Raw genomic sequence first — 21,252 nt, 5'->3', positions numbered from 1 at the left:
GATTTTATCACTAATTTTTAAGTTAATAATCTTTTTCATAGAACAAACCAAAACTCGTATTTTCTTCACTTCCTATAGCCCCTTTAGCTTTAAGATGACGTGAAATATCCAAATTAATTGTTCCTTTCGTTGTTCCATTCGATCCCGCCTCAAAACCCAAGTAAATATTAGAATGTATATAGCGTCCAACACGTAAACCTGTGTTGCCTTTTTTATCAACAACAACATCAAGATCATCGAGACCAATATGGGATCGTAAAGTATTCAATAAAGATGTGTTAGAAGCACCAGCAAGCTCAGCAGCTGCTGCTGTAAGCTGAACAATTTGAAATGGCGATAATTCGTTAAGAGAGCGATTGAAAATCAAACGCGCCAATACCTCATCCTGTGGTAAAACAGGTTGTGAAGAAAACTGAATATCAAGATTATCAATTGTTCCTTTTACTATTACATTAACACGAATATCACCATTATTATTGTTGGTAATAAAATAAACAGTAGGATTAAGATTACCGTTAAAACTTACCTGTCCTTTATCGAAATTGAGACGTTGTGAAAGAATATCAAACCTTCCGCGAATCATTTGTAATTCACCAACTGGACGCATACCCTGCAAAGGGCCTTTTAAATTAATGCTTCCTCCTAATTCAGCATCAACCCCTCGACCACGCACAAAAAATTTGTTGTGTGCATTAATTTTTACATCTAACCGGATAACAGAAGAAGACTCTTCAGAAACATCTTGATTATGACCATAAGTTTTAACATTAGCTCGTTCAAGTGTTTTTTGAATCGGTGCGATTAAGTTCTTATGTTTAAGATTTAAAAATGCTGCATTTTTAAAATTATCAGGAATAAGAAGCTCTGCTTTTTCAATTGTGACATCACCACCAACAACAAGATCACGCAAAAAATAACCAGTTACTGTCATTTCGCCTGTTAATGTCGCAAAAATCATAGACCCGTCATTATAATGGGCATGATCGAGATGAATCACTAGATCAGTCTGCAAATCATTAGAAATGCGACCTGAAGCAGAAAGAGACCCTCCATAAGAAGAAGCATAAGCATTCTCTAAAATCACATGATCGCCATTTAGTTTGCCTTCAAACCTTATATTATCCAATTCTAAATTTGTTTGTGTATCTAAAAAGTGACCATTAGATACAGAAAAATGTCCTTTTAATTGTGGCTGAGGCAATGCACCACTGATAGTGCTCTCTATTTTTACTATTCCCGCTACATGCGCACCACGCTCAGCTACAAATTGATTCATAAAACTAAGAGGCATCATGCCTCTAACATGCAATTCAACTTTTGAATTATTCAAAGAAATTTGTCCATTAACAGAAAGATCCAAATCCTTGGCGCCCGATGCTACCATATGCTCAATATGAAATATTGATTTTTTATAAAAACCACGGATATTCATATTCATCGACTCTGGTCCTTTATGAGTCATGACTGTCAAATTTTGACTAGTGAGGTCAAAATGGGTAGACAAACTCTTCCAATCTCCGCCAACATCAACCTTACCAACCACTTCTCCCCCAAAAGGCTCTCCCTTGATAAAACCATTGACCAAATGTGCAGGAAAATTTTTTAGACTAACATGTAAATCAAAATTGCTCTTATCTAGAGGGACTTTTCCTTGTGCTTGCACTTGCAATCCATCTCCGCTTAGCTCAGCAGATAAAAGAAGAGCTTGATTGACTGCTTTACCCTTAGCAGAAAAAGTAAAAGGCTTTATTTTCTTTTCTTGCAAAGGAGCAATCATTAACTCTTGGCCCCTTACATCATAGATTATCTCAGGCTTTGTAAAACTTCCATGGACCATAATATCTCCTGTTAAAGTCCCGGCAGCATCAAGATCTGACTTCCAAAGATTCGCTAATGTAGCAGGCACAGCACTCATTTTAAGATGCAAATTAAGAGTATCTTGAATATTGCCTGAAAGCACGATTTCACCTTCATTGACAGAAATTCCTAACTTATTCATCGTTATTCCATTTTTATCAAAGAGGATGGTCACTGGTTTAAGTAATGCTGCATGCAGACCAACTTGTTTCACATCTATAGTTTCAAGCTCCACTTTTTGTTTCACATCTTCAAATAATCCCTCTGTTATAACGCGTCCAGAAAGCTTTGCATCTGTATCATTATGTAGCACTGCTTGAACATTAAAAACAGTTTGTCCATCGTTATTCAAAGCTTGAGCATTCAAATGATTGACCATCATAAAGGGTGTCCGAATATGTTCTGCATTAACAGAACCTTTAAATTGTATCGCGCCAAAAGGGTTGAATATATCAGCTTGTATAGCCAATTTTTTTATTTCATTTTTTGCAAGTATAAAATTATTAACATTAGCTTTTAAATTTGCTATCTGTTGGTTATTTCTTTCATCAAAAATAAAGTCGCCCTTTACCTTCCCACTTCCTTTTTGCAAAAATAATGCAGAAAGAGTTGAAATATCGTCCGCATCAATATGCAAATTTCCTTTCAAAAAACGTTCAAAAGTTTGAGTAATATCACCGGTTATACGTGCATTACCTCCTTTAATATTGATACCCTGAAGCTTCCAGATATGATCGGTATTGTTAAAAACAGCAGATAGCTGTAATGGTTTCTCAGAAAAAGTCCCTTCTCCTTCTATAAAACCCGTTAAATAGGGGGAAACTGGTGATGTATTATCCATAAGCACATTCATATTGAATATTGTATTTTGAAGTTTTTTACCAACCAAAAAGGCTTCAACAATTTGAGCCTTTGTACTGATTGTTATAAGACTATTATGTCCTCTAGCAGCGCCTTTAATTGTAGCAGATCCATCCATTCTTGGATCTAACAGAGAAAGATTAGATATTTGAGCAGAAAAATCCATTTCAGCGCTTTCTCTGCCAAAATAGCCATCAGCTTTTAGATTGGCAAACTGATTTTTTAAATGGAAATCATTAACGATTAAACCTATTCTATTCCGCGCAATATCACCTGAAAGAAAAAGTTCTCCCTTTAATAAATGATCAACTGCTGCCCTTCCTATTTTAGCATTGTCAGTTGTGCCTAAAAATTTAAGATCAAAAGTCCCTTTAATTAAATTAAAATTTCCTTTTGCTTTAATATCCGCACCACCAGAAAATGACTGTCCATTCAACAAACCCAAAGGTGCTAATGTTTGTGCTTTTACACCAAGATCTCCTTTAAAAATAAAACGATCCATTTGTCCTTTTAACCAAATAGAAAAATCCTGAGCTTTAACACTAAAATCATGGATTGACATTGGTTTTCCAGAAAGAATATCCGTATCAAGATGTATATAAACTGGTTGATTTAAATCTTCTGCAAAACCATCCTTAATCCTTGTAATTCCCTGAAGCATACCATTAATCTGAATACCTACATGACGAGAAACTAAATTATCAAGATTTTCACTCACACCCCCCATATCAAAAACAGCATCACGAATATGAATATTGTCATTGCTCAAATGATGTACAGCAAGCCGCCCTTTCCAAGTTTGTTGTCCTTTACGGCCATAATCAACTGTTAAAGCAAGATTATCTATGTGTGTTTGTGTCTTTAGCCGTGGTAAACGAGTTGATGCTTTTTCTTTATCAAAAGCTATTTTGCCATCAACAAAAAGACGTCGTAAAAATCCATCATTCGCTATTTCAGCATTAGCTACAACATCAATTGTATCGCCTTGAAGAGTCATATGATTAAGATGCATTGCACCTTCGTTCGTCATCGTTACTTTTGCTTTTAAAGCAAAATTAGATTCAAAGAAACTACGATATTGAGATTGAACAGGCATTAAACGACCAATTGTTCCATCTAAATTTGTTATGAGACTATGACCTTCTGCAGCCTCTACGAGAGTAAAATTTCCCCCCAAAATAGGTTGCTGATTAGCTTTTAAATTAAGCATAATAACCAAATCATCAAAAGTTCCATTACCTTTAATGGAGAGGTTTAATGCAGGACGCTTTTCAAGCTCAAGAATATTAGCTATAATACCATTTTGTGGTTCATCAGCAATAATATCAATTTTAGCTGTACGATCGTTTTTGGATATTTTTGTTAAGATAGAAAAATAACCTAATTCATCTAAACGTTGAAATTCTATATTAGTATCCAGCTCATCATTACTTAAGGTTAAATGCCCTTTTAATGATACATCAGAAACAAAGCCAAAAATGTCTTTTTCAAAGGTCAGATACTCAACCATCAATGTATTCACAAAAATTGCCATAGACAATTTAGGTATGGAAAACTGATCAGCTTCAAAAAAGGAAATTGAGGAGGAATTTTGTGGTTTACGTAAAAATATAATTTTTTCTGCTGAAAGCTGATTAATTTTAACATGTCCTCGCAGTAAAGCTAAACGATTCCAATCGATCTTAGCATTGTTAATTTTAAGCCAAATACCTTTGTTATCACTTATAGTAATTGTATCAATAGACGCCTGTGAAGATAATGCCCCCTGGACATTATGCAAACGAATTTGTCGATTAGGTGTGGAAAGTTTACGTTCAATAAAAGAAACAAGCCATGAACGATCATTTTCTATTTCCTCTCCGGCGAATGAATTTCCTCTTTGAACAAAGACAAAAGAGAGCATCATCAAAAGAGAAAATCCAAATAAAAAAAACCTCAAATACCACATTTTTTTCATTAGAATGCTTGTCCTATACCGACATAAAAACCAACACGAGGATCACTTTTCTCTCGCTTAAAAGGAAAAGCTACATCAAACCGAAAAGGGCCAAAACTAGTCATATAACGGCCTCCAATGCCCGCGCCCCATTTCATTTGTTGTGAAAAATTAAAATGCGTTTTTTCCCCTACAAAGCCGCCATCAATAAAACTCACAAATCCTATTTTATTATTAAAGGAAAGGCGTAATTCAGCTGATCCTTCAATAAGAGAACGCCCACCAATAATAGTATCATTTTTTGTTTTGATACCAATATTACGATAAGCATATCCTCTAACAGATCCACCGCCACCAGCAAAAAAAAGTGTATCTGAAGGCAATTCAGCTATATTACCTCCAATAATTGTACCAAGCTTTACGCGTGTTGAAAAAATAAAATGCTCTTTTACATCAAACGCCCAATAAGACCGACCTTCTATTGTCATTTTTATCACAAAATTATCAAAACGCATTTCATAAAGCGGTTCAAGAACTGCTTCACCATACAAACCCTTTGTCGCATTAACTGGATTATTACGACCATCATAAATCAAACCACTCAATAATCCAATTGTGGTGAAATGACGGCTTCCAAAATAATCATCACGAGAATAACCATTAAAAGTAGCTACAGCAACTCGCCCTGATAACTGATCATTAAAAATATGCCTAATCCCCAACTGTCCTTTGAAAGCTTTTGTAGTATAATTATCTAAAACATCTTGTTCTCCTTTCAGTTCTGCTGCAAAATCAGTATCAGGAGTAATGATGCCAGGCTTAATAAATGTCGCTCCCAAAAGATAATTAAAATTTTTCGGATGATAAGACTCTTCTTTTCTACTACCGATATCGCTTATTTTAGTTTCAATTTTAAGGTGCTCTGCATGGCCAAAAATGTTATTGTGCATCCAATAAGCTTCAAGTCCTACGCCATCTAATGTTGAATAGCTACCACCAATACCAAAACGTCGTGGCTTACGTTCTTCTAAAACAAGTGTAAGTGGTAAATGACCATCAGAGCTAATTGTTTCAGCCTCACGCACAATCACTGCACGAAAAACGTCAAGTCGTGCAAGCCGTTTATTTGCCTTAATCAACGCATCAGGATTATATTGTTGATTTGGTTTTAATCCCGTCATCCATGCAATATAAGCTGAATCTATACGTGGTTTTTGGCTCACATTACGCACATTTAAAGAGCCGTAATAAGCCTTTTTCCCAGGATTAACTGTAATCTGCGCGTCAATAAAGCGTGCTGCATGATCAGCAACAACATCACGATTCACAATATTGGCTTTAGCATAACCTTGTTGACGCCATCTTTCTATTAACCACCGTTCTGCTTTAAGAATAGTCTCAGATTTTGCAACAGCACCAACTTTATAACCTAAATTTTCCACTGAAAGAATTTCACCTGTTTTATACCTTTCAAGAAAAAAAGCTTTATTGAAATTCGCAACATTAAAAACATATTGTGGTCCAGCATCAATTGTAATGATAATATTCGAATGAGTTGGTAACTGAGACAAAGGGCTTAAATCAGAAACCTCCAAACCATTAATTTTAATACTGATGATACCACCATAACGGCCATCAGCATAAAGGGCTGCAAGTATTGTCCGATAATTTGAACGGGCTTTAGCTAACAAACCAGATGAATTTGCTACTGTTTTACCTTGATCAGAAACAAGAGAAGATGCAGCTTTAGCTATTTTAATCCCTTCTTGTGGAGCCCCTGGTGGAGCAACCACTTCGACGGTATAAGATTTTTCTGTACTATTTACTCCAGATGGAAAAGAAGCTGAGGTTTTTTTTCCAAATAAATGAAAACCAAAGAGCTCAAATGCGAAAACTGACCGTGTAAAAACAAAAATTAGGCATAAGGCTATCACTACGCTGTATGCGGTTATTGATTTCAAAGAAATTCTTGTCGGACACATTCCCAAATCAGATACTCTTAATAAATATTTTGATGTTTTTTTCTTATAAATAAAATCAACTAAAGAACGATAAACATTGTTTTCTATTATTAAGTTCTTCACCCTCTTTAATTACATTAAATCATACATTTTTTTTTAAATATGCGATTTCATATTTCTTTTCCGTTTTTTTTCCATATTCACAGATTGTGAAGAACTGTGAGACAAAACTAAAATATTATATTTTTATGTTTTTAACACATTCATTTAATCTCTTTTAAATACTTTATTGAGGCATATATTATTATAGTTAAATTTATACGAATGCCCCTCCATCACAGTGCTCTCAAATCCTGAATATATATCTTCATCAAAAAGCGTGTAGAGGCACTTCTTGATTTTTATACATAGATATGATTGTGTCTTTCAAATAAAAGAAGGGGGGAAATAAAATAATGGTCGCACATATTACAACGGTTGCTTTTCGTGGTCTAGAAGCAATTCCTGTTGATGTACAGGTTATGATTTCCTCCGGCAAAATAGGAATGGCTATTGTTGGATTAGCCGATAAAGCAGTCGCAGAAAGTCGTGAACGAATACAAGCAGCTCTTCATGCCTGCGGGCTTTCTATGCCAAACAAACGAGTTACCGTTAATCTTGCACCAGCTGATTTGCCCAAAGAAGGTTCACATTATGACCTTCCCATTGCCTTAGGCTTAATGCTCGCTATGAATCTTCTTCCTTCCGATATAGCTCAAAAATATATCATTTTAGGTGAATTATCACTTGATGGATCTATTAACTCTGTTAATGGTGTTTTACCAACTGCAATGACAGCATTATCGCTTGATAAAGGATTAATTTGCCCTCACAAATGCGGCCCAGAAGCAGCATGGGCAAACGCAGAAATGGATATTCTTGCCCCTGAAAATCTTCTTATGATAATCAACCATTTTAAAGGAACACAAATTCAAAAAAGACCACAACCACGTCAATATACCACATCAACCGAATTACCAGATCTCTGTGAGATTAAAGGACAAAAATCTGCAAAACGAGCATTAGAAGTTTGTGCAGCAGGACGACATAATCTTCTATTTGTGGGTCCTCCTGGTGCAGGAAAATCTATGCTAGCCCAATGCTTACCTTCTATTTTACCACCTCTTGATAGCCGCGAGCTTTTAGATGTTGCTCTTATTTCTTCTATTACAGGAGAAACAACACATAATACTATATCACGCCATTGTCCCTTTCGTTCTCCACATCATTCTGCCTCTATGGCTGCAATGATTGGTGGTGGCCTCAAAGGACGGCCAGGAGAAGTATCACTTGCTCATAATGGTGTTTTATTTCTAGATGAATTTCCTGAATTTTCTCCTCAAGTTCTTGATTCTCTTCGTCAACCTTTAGAGAGCGGAGAATGCATTATTGCCCGTGCAAATCACCATATAAGCTATCCCGCTCGTATTCAACTCATCGCTGCAATGAACCCCTGTCGATGCGGTATGGCTGGTGAAAAAGGTCATGTTTGTTCCAAAGGTATACGGTGCCAAATTGATTATCAATCCCGTATTTCTGGTCCTTTACTTGATCGCATTGATTTACGTATCGAAGTCCCTGCTTTAACAGCAATGGATCTCATGCAACAAAAACAGTCAGAAAAAAGCTCTAATGTCGCAAAACGCGTTGCACAAGCGCGTTCTATTCAAGCTAAGCGTTTTGCAGCACTGGATCTTCCCCACATCCGAACCAATAGCGACTGTCCTGCAAAAATCATTGAACAAATTGCTATTCCCGATCAAAATGCCGCTACATTACTCCGTGATGTTAGCGAAAAGATGCACCTTTCCGCACGTGCTTATCATCGTATTCTCAAAGTCGCACGCACTATTGCTGATCTTGATCAAGCACAGCATCTTGCACGCCATCACCTTGCAGAAGCTATTTCCTATCGGTTAAACAACGAAAGACTTGTAACTATCACTTAATGAGTTTTAAATTAATAAAAACTAATTGGAAAATAACGTAAATAAAGCTCTGTCAGCTTACCATCACGCTCTAAAGATTTTAGAGCATAATTTAGAATATCAACTAAATGTGCATTCTTTTTTGCAACAGCGATTCGCATTCCTGCTCCTAAAAATTGTGGAGCTATATAAGCTCCTCCAACAAAATGACAACAATCCATTGATTGCGGATCATTTACCCATAAGGACAAAGCCAATCCGTCATCAAAAATAAGATCAATTTCATGATCCTGTAATGCTTTATAGAGCATTTTTCTATTATCAAACCCATGCCATTCAGCTTGAGGAAAATAACTATGAAACAGTTTTTCATATGCACTATTAATTAAAAATCCACTCTTTAAATACTCAAGTTTATTGCTTATCAGTTCATTAAGATTCAAAGATTTATCCGATACAAAACGCGCAGGAAAACGCAAATAAGTTCCGGTAAAAGCAAGATATTGATGCATTTCCGTTGTTTCTTCTAAACCAGCAATCATTGCTTCTGCTTCATCGCTATTGAGATGATTTACCAATTCTTCCCGAGGCACAACTTCTACTTCACATAATTTTTCAAGTGTTAGTTTTACGCAAATGGCACGTAATAAATCAGCATTATAGCCTGCAAGATGACCTGTTTTATCAAGAAAGTTAAAAGGAGGAAAATCAAACGTTGTAACAAAACGTAAACGCTTTATATTCGCTATATCAGGCTGTATCAAATGTTCGTGCGCATTAAAAAAAGAAGGAAGCCTGCCTCCCATCCCAACCTTTACAAAAGATGAAAAAAAAAGGACCGACGCTATAAATAAAATTCCAATAAAAGAATTTAATATATTGATGAATATATTCATTTTTAAAATCTCCCCCCAATAAATTATTTATAGCTAAACTACTCTTTTTTCTTTGTCACAGTGTTAAAAGCTCAACTAAAAAGAGTTGATATTTTAAATAGGTTAAAGTCTTTAATATTCCTCACAATTGTTAAAAAATTTAAGAGTTTCTATATATTTTTAGATCTATAATATGGATTTTATAGTGTGCTTTTGTAGATAAAAATATAAAAAACAATAATTTTCTTAGTTTAGAATAAATTTCTATAGGAATATTGGCTTTATTCCTGTTTTCCTTGTAATGATTGTGACTTTCTTCTATTCTGCAGATATGCAAGAATGATATCTTAATTTTGTAAATACTATTCTAGACACAATCAATTCAAAACAATGAAGCAATAACTTTCCTTCCAAGGAACATAAATCTTATTTTAAAGCTATAAAATATAACCAAAATCATCCTTCATTTTTAAAATAGGAACCTCTTTATCATCCTTTTATTATAAAGGAATAATCGTGCAACACGTATCGACAAAACATCATCATTTGAATATGAAAAACCTCTATATCTATTCTAGACAGGACACATGTTGAATATAGATCTGATATACGGTAAACATCTAATGTTGTTATTCTATAAATAACGGGCTAAAACATTAAGCCCACAAAAAAATGACGAAATATTGAAATTAAATACAGAAATGGATTGACCTATGAGTGATGAAACAACTTCGCCAGCGTGTGGTGACTATGGTGCATCTTCCATTAAAGTCCTTAAAGGTCTTGATGCTGTGCGCAAACGTCCTGGCATGTATATTGGTGATACCGATGATGGTTCAGGTCTGCACCATATGGTTTATGAAGTTGTAGATAACGCTATTGATGAAGCTTTAGCTGGTTACGCTACTCTTGTAAATGTCACACTTCATGCTGATGGATCCTGCTCTGTTCGTGATAATGGACGTGGAATTCCAACAGATATTCATCCAACCGAGGGTATTTCGGCCGCTGAAGTTATCATGACACAACTCCATGCTGGTGGAAAATTTGATCAAAATTCTTACAAAGTTTCCGGAGGATTGCATGGTGTTGGAGTTTCTGTTGTTAATGCACTTTCTGTTTGGCTACGGTTACGTATTAAGCGTAATGGAAAAATTCATGAAATGTCGTTTACACATGGAGTCGCTGATTCCCCATTAAAAATTGTTGATGATTGTGATTCAGAAAGCGGAACAGAAATAACTTTTTTACCAAGTTCTGAAACCTTTACGATGGTTGAATTTGATTTCGAAACTTTAGAGCGTCGTCTACGAGAATTAGCTTTTTTAAATTCGGGTATACACATCATCCTTACAGATCAACGTCATGCTGATGTTCAATCAGTAGAATTGCATTATGAAGGTGGATTAATTGAATTTGTCAAACATATCGATCAATCAAAAAAAGCTCTCATTGATAATCCTATTTATATCACAAACGAAAAAGATGGCATGAGCGTAGATGTTGCTTTATGGTGGAATGATTCCTACCATGAAAAAGTATTGTGTTTTACTAATAATATTCCGCAACGAGATGGCGGAACTCATTTAGCAGGTTTTCGTAGCGCTTTAACACGTCAAATTAATGGTTATGCAGAATCCTCAGGGATTGCCAAAAAAGAAAAAGTTAATTTAACTGGTGATGATTGTCGTGAAGGCTTAACAGCTATTCTTTCTGTCAAAGTGCCTGACCCAAAATTTTCCTCTCAAACAAAAGATAAATTGGTTTCTTCAGAGGTGCGTCCTATTGTTGAAAATTTGGTCAATGAAGGTCTTTCATCATGGCTAGAAGAACACCCTAATGAAGCAAAAATCCTTATCAGTAAAGTAGTAGAAGCTGCAGCTGCCCGTGAAGCAGCTCGTAAAGCACGGGAACTCACACGACGTAAAGGAGCCCTTGATATCACTTCTTTACCAGGAAAACTTGCTGATTGTCAGGAACGTGATCCTACAAAATCAGAAATCTTTATTGTCGAGGGAGATTCAGCTGGTGGATCCGCTAAAAGTGGACGTTCACGTCAAAATCAAGCAATTTTGCCCTTGCGTGGTAAAATTCTTAACGTCGAACGAGCACGCTTTGACCGAATGCTTTCATCTGAAATGATCGGAACACTCATCACTGCTCTTGGTACCTCCATCGGGAAAGACGAATTTTCGCCAGATAAGGTACGTTATCATAAAATTATTATTATGACAGATGCGGACGTTGACGGAGCACATATCCGCACCCTACTTCTCACCTTCTTTTTTAGACAAATGCCTGAATTGATTGAACGTGGACATCTGTATATTGCTCAACCACCTCTTTATAAAGTATCCCGTGGTAAATCTTTTCAATATATAAAAAATGAAGCAGCATTCGAAGAATTTTTAATTGATGCGGGATTGGAAGAAACGACATTAGAACTTGCAACAGGTGAGGTTCTTGCCGGTGCTGATTTGCGTAAGCTTGCTGAAGATGCCCGTATGTTACGCCAACTTCTCAATGGTCTTCACACACGCTATGATCGTAATATCGTTGAGCAAGCCGCAATTGCTGGTATTTTTGGCTCTAAAGCTTTTACAACACCAGAAAAAGCTCAACAAACAGCAGACAATGTGGCAAATCGATTGGATTTAATTGCTGATGATATGGAACGCGGTTGGACGGGTATCTGTGCACCAGAAGGAGGGTTGTATTTTGAGCGTATTTTGCGTGGCGTTAAAGAAGTTATTACACTTGATGCAGGGCTTATAAATTCAGCGGATGCGCGCCAAATTGATCGTATTGCTCAAAATCTCATAGAAGTCTATAGTCCCCCTCCTCTCTTGCATCGCAAGGATAAATCAGAGCGTATCTTTGGACCTATTAGTTTATTAGAAAGTATTTTTAAAAATGGCAAAAAAGGTTTGACTTTACAGCGTTATAAAGGTCTTGGAGAAATGAACGCCGACCAATTGTGGGAAACAACCCTTAATCCTGACGCACGTACTCTTTTACAGGTTAAAATTAATGACGCAACGGATGCAGACTCACTCTTTTCTCGCTTAATGGGTGATGAAGTTGAACCACGGCGATCTTTTATTCAAGATAATGCCTTAAGTGTTGCTAATCTGGATATCTAAAAGCGCTTTTTTATCTTAAGCTGTATATAAACATTATGATTTTATCCGTTGTTTTTTCGTATTTGAGCATTTTTTTCACATGTCGTTTACGATAAAAGAAAAATAAGAAAGGTCATGTATTATGGCGGCGGAAACAGAACGCGTAGGAATTGAAGGAGGTATGGAACATTTTTTTGGTTTCAAAAAAGTTGATGAAATGCAAAAACAATCTATGGTTGATAATGTATTTCATTCTGTTGCTGAAAACTACGACAAAATGAATGATATCTTATCTCTTGGACTTCATCGTATATGGAAAAATTCTATGGTGGCGTGGCTATCTCCCCCTGCTATTTCTAACTGGAAAGCTCTTGATGTAGCCGGTGGTACTGGCGACATTGCTTTTCGTATTCTCAACGCCTCACGCAAAAAAGCTCATGTTACAGTCCTTGATATTAATGACTCAATGCTAAACGTTGGTAAAAAACGTGCACAAAAAAATAATCTTGCCTCTCTTATTGACTTTATTGAAGCCAATGCAGAACTTTTGCCTTTTGAAGATCAAAGTTTTGATGCTTATACTATTGCCTTTGGAATTCGTAATGTACCACATATTGATAAAGCTCTTAAAGAAGCTTTTCGTGTTTTAAAACCAGGTGGACGTTTTTTGTGCTTAGAATTTTCAAATGTTGAAATGCCTCTACTTGATAAAATTTATGACCTTTGGTCTTTCCATGCTATTCCCAAACTGGGTCAATTCATTGCAGGTGATCATGATGCATATCATTATTTGATTGAATCGATTCGTAAATTTCCTAAACAAAATGACTTTGCCCATATCATCAAAAGTGCAGGCTTTTCCTCGGTATCATATCGCACTCTTACAGGTGCTATTGCAACATTATATTCAGGTTGGAAAATTTAAAAAATGGTACAAATTTCTACCTATTTTCAACTTTTACGTGCATTATTTGTTTTTACGCGAGAAGGTGTTATTAGCGCTCTCCCTTGTGATGGCCTTCAAGGATTTCCAGCAGTATATCACCGTATAGCGAGCGTATTAGCACGACGTAAAACGAAAAAAAAACATCGATCTGAAAATATATCACATGCTATCAATAAACTTGGCCCATCTTACGTCAAACTTGGTCAATTTCTTGCTACTCGGCCAGATATTGTTGGGCGCGATATTGCAGCAGACTTAGCTCAACTCCAAGATCGTGTTCAAACTTTTCCTTGTGCCGATGCAATTATTCAAATTGAAAACTCTCTCGGCCAATCTATTAATGATTTATTCACAGATTTTCACCCGCCTATTGCAGCAGCTTCTATTGCCCAAGTTCACCCAGCTGAATACTATGATAAAACAGGCAACAAAAAAAAATGCGCCGTTAAAGTTATCCGTCCTAATATTAGAAATCGTTTTGCAAAAGACCTTAAAGGTTTTTATCTCATTGCCCATTTACAAGAACGTTATATACCTGCCTCTCGACGTTTACGTCCCGTTCGTGTTGTTGATACTTTGGCACAAACAACGCAAATTGAAATGGATTTGCGCTTAGAAGCAGCTGCTATATCAGAAATGGCTGAAAATACTCAACATGATGCAGGTTTTCGGGTACCCAAAATTGATTGGGAACGAACGGGGCGGAATGTTTTAACAATGGAATGGATTGATGGCATAAAAATGTCTGATATTCCAGAACTTAAAAAAGCTGGTTTTGATTTAAAAGCTTTAGCCATTACACTCATTCAATCTTTTCTCCGTCATACTTTACGTGATGGCTTTTTTCATGCTGATATGCATCCTGGTAATTTATTTGTTGATCCACAAGGATGTATTGTTGCGGTTGATTTAGGAATCACAGGACGGCTTGGAAAAAAAGAAAAGCATTTTCTTGCTGAAATTCTTTACGGTTTTATTACTCGCGATTATCATCGTGTAGCATACGCTCATTTTGAAGCAGGTTATGTCCCATCACATCATAATATTGAGAGTTTTGCTCAAGCCAACCGAGCTATTGGTGAACCTATTCATGGACAATCCGCACAAAGTATTTCTATGGCCAAATTGCTTACACTCTTATTTGAAGTTACTGAACTATTTGATATGAAAACGCGGCCTGAACTCTTATTACTGCAAAAAACCATGGTGGTTGTTGAAGGAGTAGCACGCTCATTAGATCAAGATTTTAACATGTGGAAAGCCTCTGAACCAATTGTCAAAGAATGGATTAGCAAAAACTTAGGACCGATCGGACTTGTAAAAGATATGAGTGAAGGAACACAAGCATTGCTTTCACTTGTACGTCAAACTCCACAATTGATACAAAATTTCCAACAGATAGAAGAAGGGTTAAGTAAAATGACAAAGACAGGACTTTATCTTTCTCCTGCTACGCTTAAACAACTTGCTTTTGAACAAAGCCGCAATAACCGTTATGGTCGCTATAGCTTATTCATTATTGCTTTTTGTTTGCTTTTTATAACTTTTTTTCTTTTTCCTTCTTTCTAACTTACGCAATATATTAAAATATTAAAGGAGACACAATTAATGAAACTATTTCTATCATTTTAATATTTCGGAGATATATTATGGCGAATATTACCCTTCGAAATGTATCACTTGAGATTCAAGAATTTCTGCGTGTACGCGCTGCGCAAAATGGTATTTCTATAGAAGAAGAAACTCTTCACATATTAAATAATCTCGCAAAAACATCCATTATATCACAACAAAAAGTAAGCACTGTTGAACAACAATCATTAAAATCAAAATCAATTCTTCTTATTATTGGTGGCAGTATTGCAGCCTATAAAGCACTTGATTTAATTCGCCGTTTGCGAGAACGTGGAGCCCATTTAAACATTATTATGACAAAAGCAGCTCAAAAATTTATTACCTCTCTAGCTGCTGAAGTTCTTAATGGTGGTCATGTATATAACGATTTATTTTCACGTGAAGAAGAACAAGATGTTGCTCATATCCGATTAGCGCGTCAGGCTGATTTAATTATTGTAGCTCCAGCCACTGCAAATCGTATTGCAAAAATAGCCACTGGAATAGCGGATGATTTAGCTAATTGCGCCATCTTAGCAGCACATTGTCCACTTTTAATTGCTCCTGCAATGAATCCAGCTATGTGGACACACCCAGCGACTATTCGTAACATTGCAAAATTGTGTGCAGATGGAGTCCACATGGTAGGACCAGAAGTAGGCGAAATGGCTGAACAAAACGAAAGAGGTTGTGGACGTATGAGTGAGCCTCTAACCATTGTAGCTTCAACAGAAGCACTTTTGGGTGCACAAAAAAAATCACTTTGTGGTCGTCACTTTATTGTAACTTCTGGACCTACTCATGAACCAATTGACCCAGTGCGTTATCTAGCTAATAGCTCATCAGGTAAACAAGGACATGCCATTGCAATAGCCTTAGCTAACTTAGGTGCAACTGTGACACTTATTTGTGGTCCTGTTGATCTTATGGATCCAGGAGGAGTAAAAACTATTCATGTGAAAACAGCTTGCCAAATGTTACAAGCCGTACAAGAATCACTCCCCGCTGATGGTGCTATTTTTGTTGCTGCTGTTTGTGATTGGCGCAGTCAAACACAATCTTTGCAGAAAATAAAAAAGGAATCCAATCAAACACCATTTTCTTTGCACATGGTTGAAAATCCTGACATTTTAGCTACAATCGGTCATGCTCCAAATCGTCCTCCACTTGTGATTGGCTTTGCTGCTGAAACGTGCAATATCATTGCTAATGCACAAAAAAAATGTATTCAAAAAGGAGCAGACTTCATTCTTGCTAATAATGTTTCTTTTAACGCAGATGGTAAAAACGTCATGGGTTCTGATACAAATGAAATTTTTTTCGTAAGCAAAAACAATATCGAACATTGGCCACGTATGAGTAAACAAAAAGTAGCTGAAAAATTGGTAAATATTATTGTATCATTTTTTTCTTCTCTTGCTACCACTCATGAATAACGAATAGAATCCTATTCTCAATGAAAACAATTAATCCTAAAAATATAATTTACACGATAAATATTATAATATAAAATACTCTTTATTCTATCTCTCGTTTTTTATTCTTCATTTCTCACTTATTGCTCATGATTTTTACTGCTGCTTATTACGCTCTACAACGCCTTTTTAGTCAGAAATATCGCTCAATGATATGGAAAGTGTTAGGACTTACTTTTATCGTCTTTGTTATTATATGGTCATGTACACGTCAGTTTTTTATGTCCTACTTTTGGCTTTGGATTGCTCATTTTGTTCCTAGATTAACCAATTGGGCAGAATGGATAGAGTTAAGCATACTGATTATTTTTAATCTTGGTTTGTCTTTATTAATCGCCTTTTTTATTGCTCCAATCACAGCAATGATTGGCAGTTTTTTTATTGATAACGCTGCTGAAATTATTGAAAAAGAAGATTATCCAAATGAGCCTACTGGACAAGCTATGTCATTTGGATATTCTGTTATTTTTGCTTTGAAATTTATTATCTTAAGTCTTTTCGGAAATGTAATTGCTTTTTTCTTGTTTTTTATACCGAATATTAATTTACTTGCCTTTTATATAATTAATGGCTATCTTTTTGGCCGTCAATATTTCGCCTTTGCTGCTTATCGTTTTCGATCTAAACAAGAAGCTCATGCTTTTTTACGGACTCATCATACCACTGTTTTTTGTGCAGGTTTATTGATAGCGTTTTTTGTTTCTATTCCTATCCTTAATTTGGTCACGCCGCTTTTTGCAGCTGCCTTTATGACACATTTACACAAAATGCTTTCACGCCAAAAATCTACATCCATTACACTGAAACAATAACACTTGATTCATTAAAATAAGGAAAAGAAATATATTTTTATAAAACCAACACGACTTCAAACAATTTTATAAGCTGAGAAAAAATAGGCTTAAATTTAGAATATGCCATCTTAAAATTATTGAAATAATAAATTTCAGAATAAAAGATTGACCTATTATATTTTCTCAAAAATTCCTTATAATAAAGTCATTATTGCCAATTTCTCGCATAATCGTACCGCAATGCAATTTGACATTAAAATAAAAAACTAACAAAATAAATTATCTTAATTATAGAAAAATTTTTATTTGAGCTATTATCATCGCATTAAATGAAGTAATTTATTGTTTATTTGGAGCAAAGATAAGCTTCACTATTCGGTCCTACATTCCCTCAACCCACACATAAGGTGTATAACATTTCATAGAGAGGCGACAAAGATGAACTGGATTACAAATTATGTTCGTCCTAAAATCAATTCCATATTAGGACATCGTGAAATTCCGGATAATCTATGGGTCAAAGATCCCACCAATGGTCAAATGGTTTTCCATAAAGATCTGGAAGCTAATCAATATGTGATTCCTAATTCTGGCTATCATATGCGTATTAGTGCTAAAAATCGCCTCATGCATTTCTTTGATGATGGCATTTATACACTGATTGAAAATCCAAAAGTTGTCATAGATCCATTAAAATTTCGCGATGAAAAACGTTATATTGACCGGTTAAAAGATTATCGTTCTAAGCTTGGTGTTGATGATAATATTCTAAATGCACGAGGAACTATTGAAGGTTTACCAATTATTGCTACTGTTCAAGATTTCGCGTTTATGGGTGGATCACTTGGCATGGCTGCAGGAGAAGCTATTATAAAAGCTTTTCATACTGCCATTCAAGAGAAGTGCCCTTTAGTTCTTTTCGCAGCTTCAGGTGGAGCAAGAATGCAAGAAGGAACATTATCATTGATGCAAATGCCACGCACAACAGTAGCAATTGAAATGATAAAAGAAGAAAAACTACCTTATATTGTGGTTCTTACCAATCCTACCACTGGTGGTGTTACTGCTTCTTATGCTATGCTAGGTGATATCCATATTGCTGAACCTGGTGCTATGATTGGCTTTGCAGGACCACGTGTTATTCAACAAACAATTCGTGAAACATTGCCTGAAGGTTTCCAAAGTAGTGAATATCTCTTTGAACATGGTATGATTGATATGGTTGTTTCTCGTTTGGAAATGAAAACTACTATTGCGCGGCTTTTACGTTTAATGACAAAAAGTCCTGCAATTTCTAAATCTTCTAATCCATCATCCATTCAATCTGCAAAAACTGATTTCTGAAGCCAAATCTATTAAATTATGAAAAAAAGCTGCATGCAAAAAGTGATAGATGATTTACTAAAAATCTATCCGCGAAAGTGTGATCTTTCTTTAGAGCGTATTTCACGTCTTTTAAAATGTCTTGATAACCCACATTTAAATCTTGCTCCTATTATTCATATTGCTGGAACAAATGGTAAAGGATCTGCTTCAGCTATTTGTCGTGCTCTTTTAGAGAGTGCAGGCTATCGTGTTCATGTATACAGCTCTCCTCACTTAGTTAATTGGAATGAGCGTTTTCGACTCAATCACAAAGGAGGCAGCCAATTTGTCACAGATAGCCTATTAAGCAAAACAATTCATCAAATTATAGAAGTAAATTGCAACGAACCTATCACTATTTTTGAAGTTTTTACGGCTGCTGCTTTTATGTTGTTTAGCACGCACCCAGCTGATGTCATTATTTTAGAAGTTGGATTAGGAGGACGTTTTGATGCCACAAATATCATTAACAAGCCAGCTGTATCGCTTATCATGCCTATTGATTATGATCATGAATCTTTTCTTGGTAACACAATTGAACAAATTGCTTTTCAAAAAGGAGGAATTATTAAACCAGAAGTTCCTGTAGTCATTGGTAAACAAGATCATGAAATAACTTATTCTTTTCTTAGTGATCTTGCTGTCAAAAATAAAGCACCCTACTACCTTTTTAACCAAGATTATCAAAGCTATGAAGAATACGGACGTATGGTATTTCAAAATAATCAAGGCCTAATGGATCTCCCGCTCCCTAAGCTTATTGGTGCTCATCAAATTGACAACGCCGGTGCTGCTATTGAGGCAATTTACCAAGCAGGTTTTCAACTCTCAGAACAAGTCATAAGCAACGCTTTACAAAATCTTTATTGGCCAGCACGGATGCAACATCTGACTCACGGGAAATTGGTCGATCAACTTCCTCCCGATTTTGATTTATGGCTAGATGGTGGTCATAACTCTGCCGCTGGAAAAGCCATCGCAAAAATATTAACCCAGTGGAAAGAAAAATCAAATTGCCCCATTGTAATGATTGCTGGCATGCTTAATACTAAAGACAGCGTTGGTTATTTTCGCCCTTTGGTCAATCTTGTCAAGAAAGTGTATACAGTTCCTTTAATTTCCAGTAATGCAGGTATTTGTCCCAAAATTTTAGCAGAATTAGCTCAAAAAGCAGGGCTTATCGCTAATCCACAGGCTAATCTACAAGCTGCATTTCACAAAATTAGCTCAGAATATAAAAAAGCAATTGTCCTCATTGGTGGTTCTTTGTACCTTGCTGGTGATATTTTGCGTGACAATCAAACGCCCCCATGTTAGTAACAACCAGGTGTTTTTAGCGCCTTAATGACAGGATTTTTGATCATGAAACTTGATTACGCCCTTTATCAAAAACCTAAACTTATCACTGTTTTTGGCGGATCCGGTTTTGTAGGACGGCATGTTGTAGAAGCCTTAACAAAGCGAGGTTATCGAGTACGTATTGCTGTACGTTGTCCACAAAAAGCTTATTATATGTTACAAATAGGCGAAGTAGGACAAACACAGATGCTTAAAACTGACGTCAGAAATTATACTTCAGTTGAGCATGCATTATTGGGAACAGATGGTGCAGTTTTTCTTCCTGGAAGCTTAGCCCAAACAAACAAGCCGAATTTTCAAAATATACAAGTTGATGGTGCGAAACATGTTTCTGAATTAACAGCTAAAGCTGGTATTCCTCTTATCTATATGTCAACACTTATTTCCGATGAAAATGCCTCATTTTCTTATGCACGCGCTAAAGCTATAAGCGAACAGATTGTTCGTAATACGCATTCTCAAGCAGTTATTATGCGTTCATCTGTTATTTTCGGACCAGAAGATTGTTTTTTTAATTTTTTAGCAAATTTCTCTCGTTTTATGCCAATTATGCCACTTTTTGGTGGGGGGCAAAGTAAATTGCAACCTGTTTATGTTGGTGATATTGCTAAATTTGTTGTATATGCTTTAGAAAAGCGTGTTGTTTTAGGCAAAAATTATGACCTTGGTGGGCCCAAAGTTCTTACATTCCAAAATACTCTTGAAGAGATATTAAAAGTTATTCACCGCAAAAAAAGAACACTTCCTCTACCTCTGGCTATGGGACTTTTTATCGGAGGTTTCTTCGGAACTCTTGGCAAAGTACCCCTCTTTCCAAAACTCGTAACAGCTAATCAAATACGCTTTTTACAAAAGGATCATATTGTTTCTCAAGAGGCTAAAGATAATGGATATACTTTAGAGGGAGTAGGAATTACGCCTAAATCAATGGCAGCTATTTTACCAAGTTATCTGTGGCGATTCCGTCCGCAAGGACAGTTTTCTCATAATTTATCAATTTAATACACTTCGATTTTGTGAGCTCATTTATTTTCCTATAAAAAAGAAAAAAATTTAAAGATCTTGAAATATCTGTAAGTTTTACATTTTTCTCAAAATAAAATTTTATAATGATTTTTTC

At 35.8% G+C, this 21,252-nt stretch carries 12 protein-coding genes; 9 read left to right on the top strand and 3 right to left on the bottom strand.

Going from position 1 to position 21,252, the window contains the following annotated elements; all coding sequences use genetic code 11:
- Positions 1-22 precede the first annotated feature (22 nt).
- Complete coding sequence (locus BA1379B_RS06300; RefSeq protein ID WP_078673460.1) at positions 23-4,675, bottom strand: translocation/assembly module TamB domain-containing protein; 4,653 nt, start codon at positions 4,673-4,675, stop codon at positions 23-25.
- Positions 4,675-6,636, bottom strand: a complete 1,962-nt coding sequence (locus BA1379B_RS06295) for an autotransporter assembly complex protein TamA (protein WP_078692561.1) — start codon at positions 6,634-6,636, stop codon at positions 4,675-4,677. The genes BA1379B_RS06300 and BA1379B_RS06295 overlap by 1 nt, the downstream gene beginning before the upstream one ends.
- A gap of 434 nt (positions 6,637-7,070) precedes the next feature.
- On the opposite strand from BA1379B_RS06295, the gene BA1379B_RS06290 reads away from it, so the two are divergent.
- The gene (locus tag BA1379B_RS06290) at positions 7,071-8,603 is read left to right on the top strand and encodes a YifB family Mg chelatase-like AAA ATPase (RefSeq protein WP_078692518.1); all 1,533 of its coding nucleotides are present in this window, start codon (positions 7,071-7,073) and stop codon (positions 8,601-8,603) included.
- A gap of 11 nt (positions 8,604-8,614) precedes the next feature.
- Here BA1379B_RS06290 and BA1379B_RS06285 read toward each other — a convergent pair whose 3' ends face one another.
- On the bottom strand, positions 8,615-9,478 hold the full coding sequence (locus tag BA1379B_RS06285; protein ID WP_035006373.1) for a transporter substrate-binding domain-containing protein: 864 nt from the start codon (positions 9,476-9,478) through the stop codon (positions 8,615-8,617).
- Positions 9,479-10,170: 692 nt separating this feature from the next.
- On the opposite strand from BA1379B_RS06285, the gene gyrB reads away from it, so the two are divergent.
- The 8 genes from gyrB (at position 10,171) to BA1379B_RS06245 (ending at position 21,134) form a co-directional block, all read left to right on the top strand.
- Entirely contained in the window at positions 10,171-12,600 is a 2,430-nt protein-coding gene (gene gyrB / locus BA1379B_RS06280) for a DNA topoisomerase (ATP-hydrolyzing) subunit B (protein ID WP_078692517.1), read from the top strand.
- 121 nt (positions 12,601-12,721) lie between these two features.
- Positions 12,722-13,504 carry a bifunctional demethylmenaquinone methyltransferase/2-methoxy-6-polyprenyl-1,4-benzoquinol methylase UbiE gene (ubiE, locus tag BA1379B_RS06275; protein WP_078673456.1) on the top strand — a complete coding sequence of 261 codons (783 nt, stop codon included), beginning with the start codon at positions 12,722-12,724 and terminating at the stop codon, positions 13,502-13,504.
- Between the two features lie 3 nt (positions 13,505-13,507).
- Positions 13,508-15,094 (top strand): 2-polyprenylphenol 6-hydroxylase, encoded by a 1,587-nt coding sequence (gene ubiB, locus BA1379B_RS06270; protein ID WP_035006376.1) that lies wholly within the window; start codon positions 13,508-13,510, stop codon positions 15,092-15,094.
- 80 nt (positions 15,095-15,174) lie between these two features.
- Positions 15,175-16,575 carry a bifunctional phosphopantothenoylcysteine decarboxylase/phosphopantothenate--cysteine ligase CoaBC gene (coaBC, locus tag BA1379B_RS06265; protein WP_035006377.1) on the top strand — a complete coding sequence of 467 codons (1,401 nt, stop codon included), beginning with the start codon at positions 15,175-15,177 and terminating at the stop codon, positions 16,573-16,575.
- Positions 16,576-16,703: 128 nt separating this feature from the next.
- Positions 16,704-17,426 carry a sulfate transporter family protein gene (locus tag BA1379B_RS06260; protein WP_035006378.1) on the top strand — a complete coding sequence of 241 codons (723 nt, stop codon included), beginning with the start codon at positions 16,704-16,706 and terminating at the stop codon, positions 17,424-17,426.
- Positions 17,427-17,846: 420 nt separating this feature from the next.
- Positions 17,847-18,752 (top strand): acetyl-CoA carboxylase, carboxyltransferase subunit beta, encoded by a 906-nt coding sequence (accD, locus tag BA1379B_RS06255; protein WP_035006380.1) that lies wholly within the window; start codon positions 17,847-17,849, stop codon positions 18,750-18,752.
- Positions 18,753-18,770: 18 nt separating this feature from the next.
- Positions 18,771-20,090 carry a bifunctional folylpolyglutamate synthase/dihydrofolate synthase gene (locus BA1379B_RS06250; RefSeq protein ID WP_035006381.1) on the top strand — a complete coding sequence of 440 codons (1,320 nt, stop codon included), beginning with the start codon at positions 18,771-18,773 and terminating at the stop codon, positions 20,088-20,090.
- Positions 20,091-20,135: 45 nt separating this feature from the next.
- Entirely contained in the window at positions 20,136-21,134 is a 999-nt protein-coding gene (locus BA1379B_RS06245; RefSeq protein WP_035006749.1) for a complex I NDUFA9 subunit family protein, read from the top strand.
- The last annotated feature ends 118 nt before the right edge of the window (positions 21,135-21,252 follow it).

Origin of the sequence: Bartonella sp. A1379B (assembly GCF_002022485.1) — a bacterium.
GTDB lineage: Bacteria > Pseudomonadota > Alphaproteobacteria > Rhizobiales > Rhizobiaceae > Bartonella > Bartonella rochalimae.
This window is presented reverse-complemented; position numbering and strand designations above follow the sequence as displayed.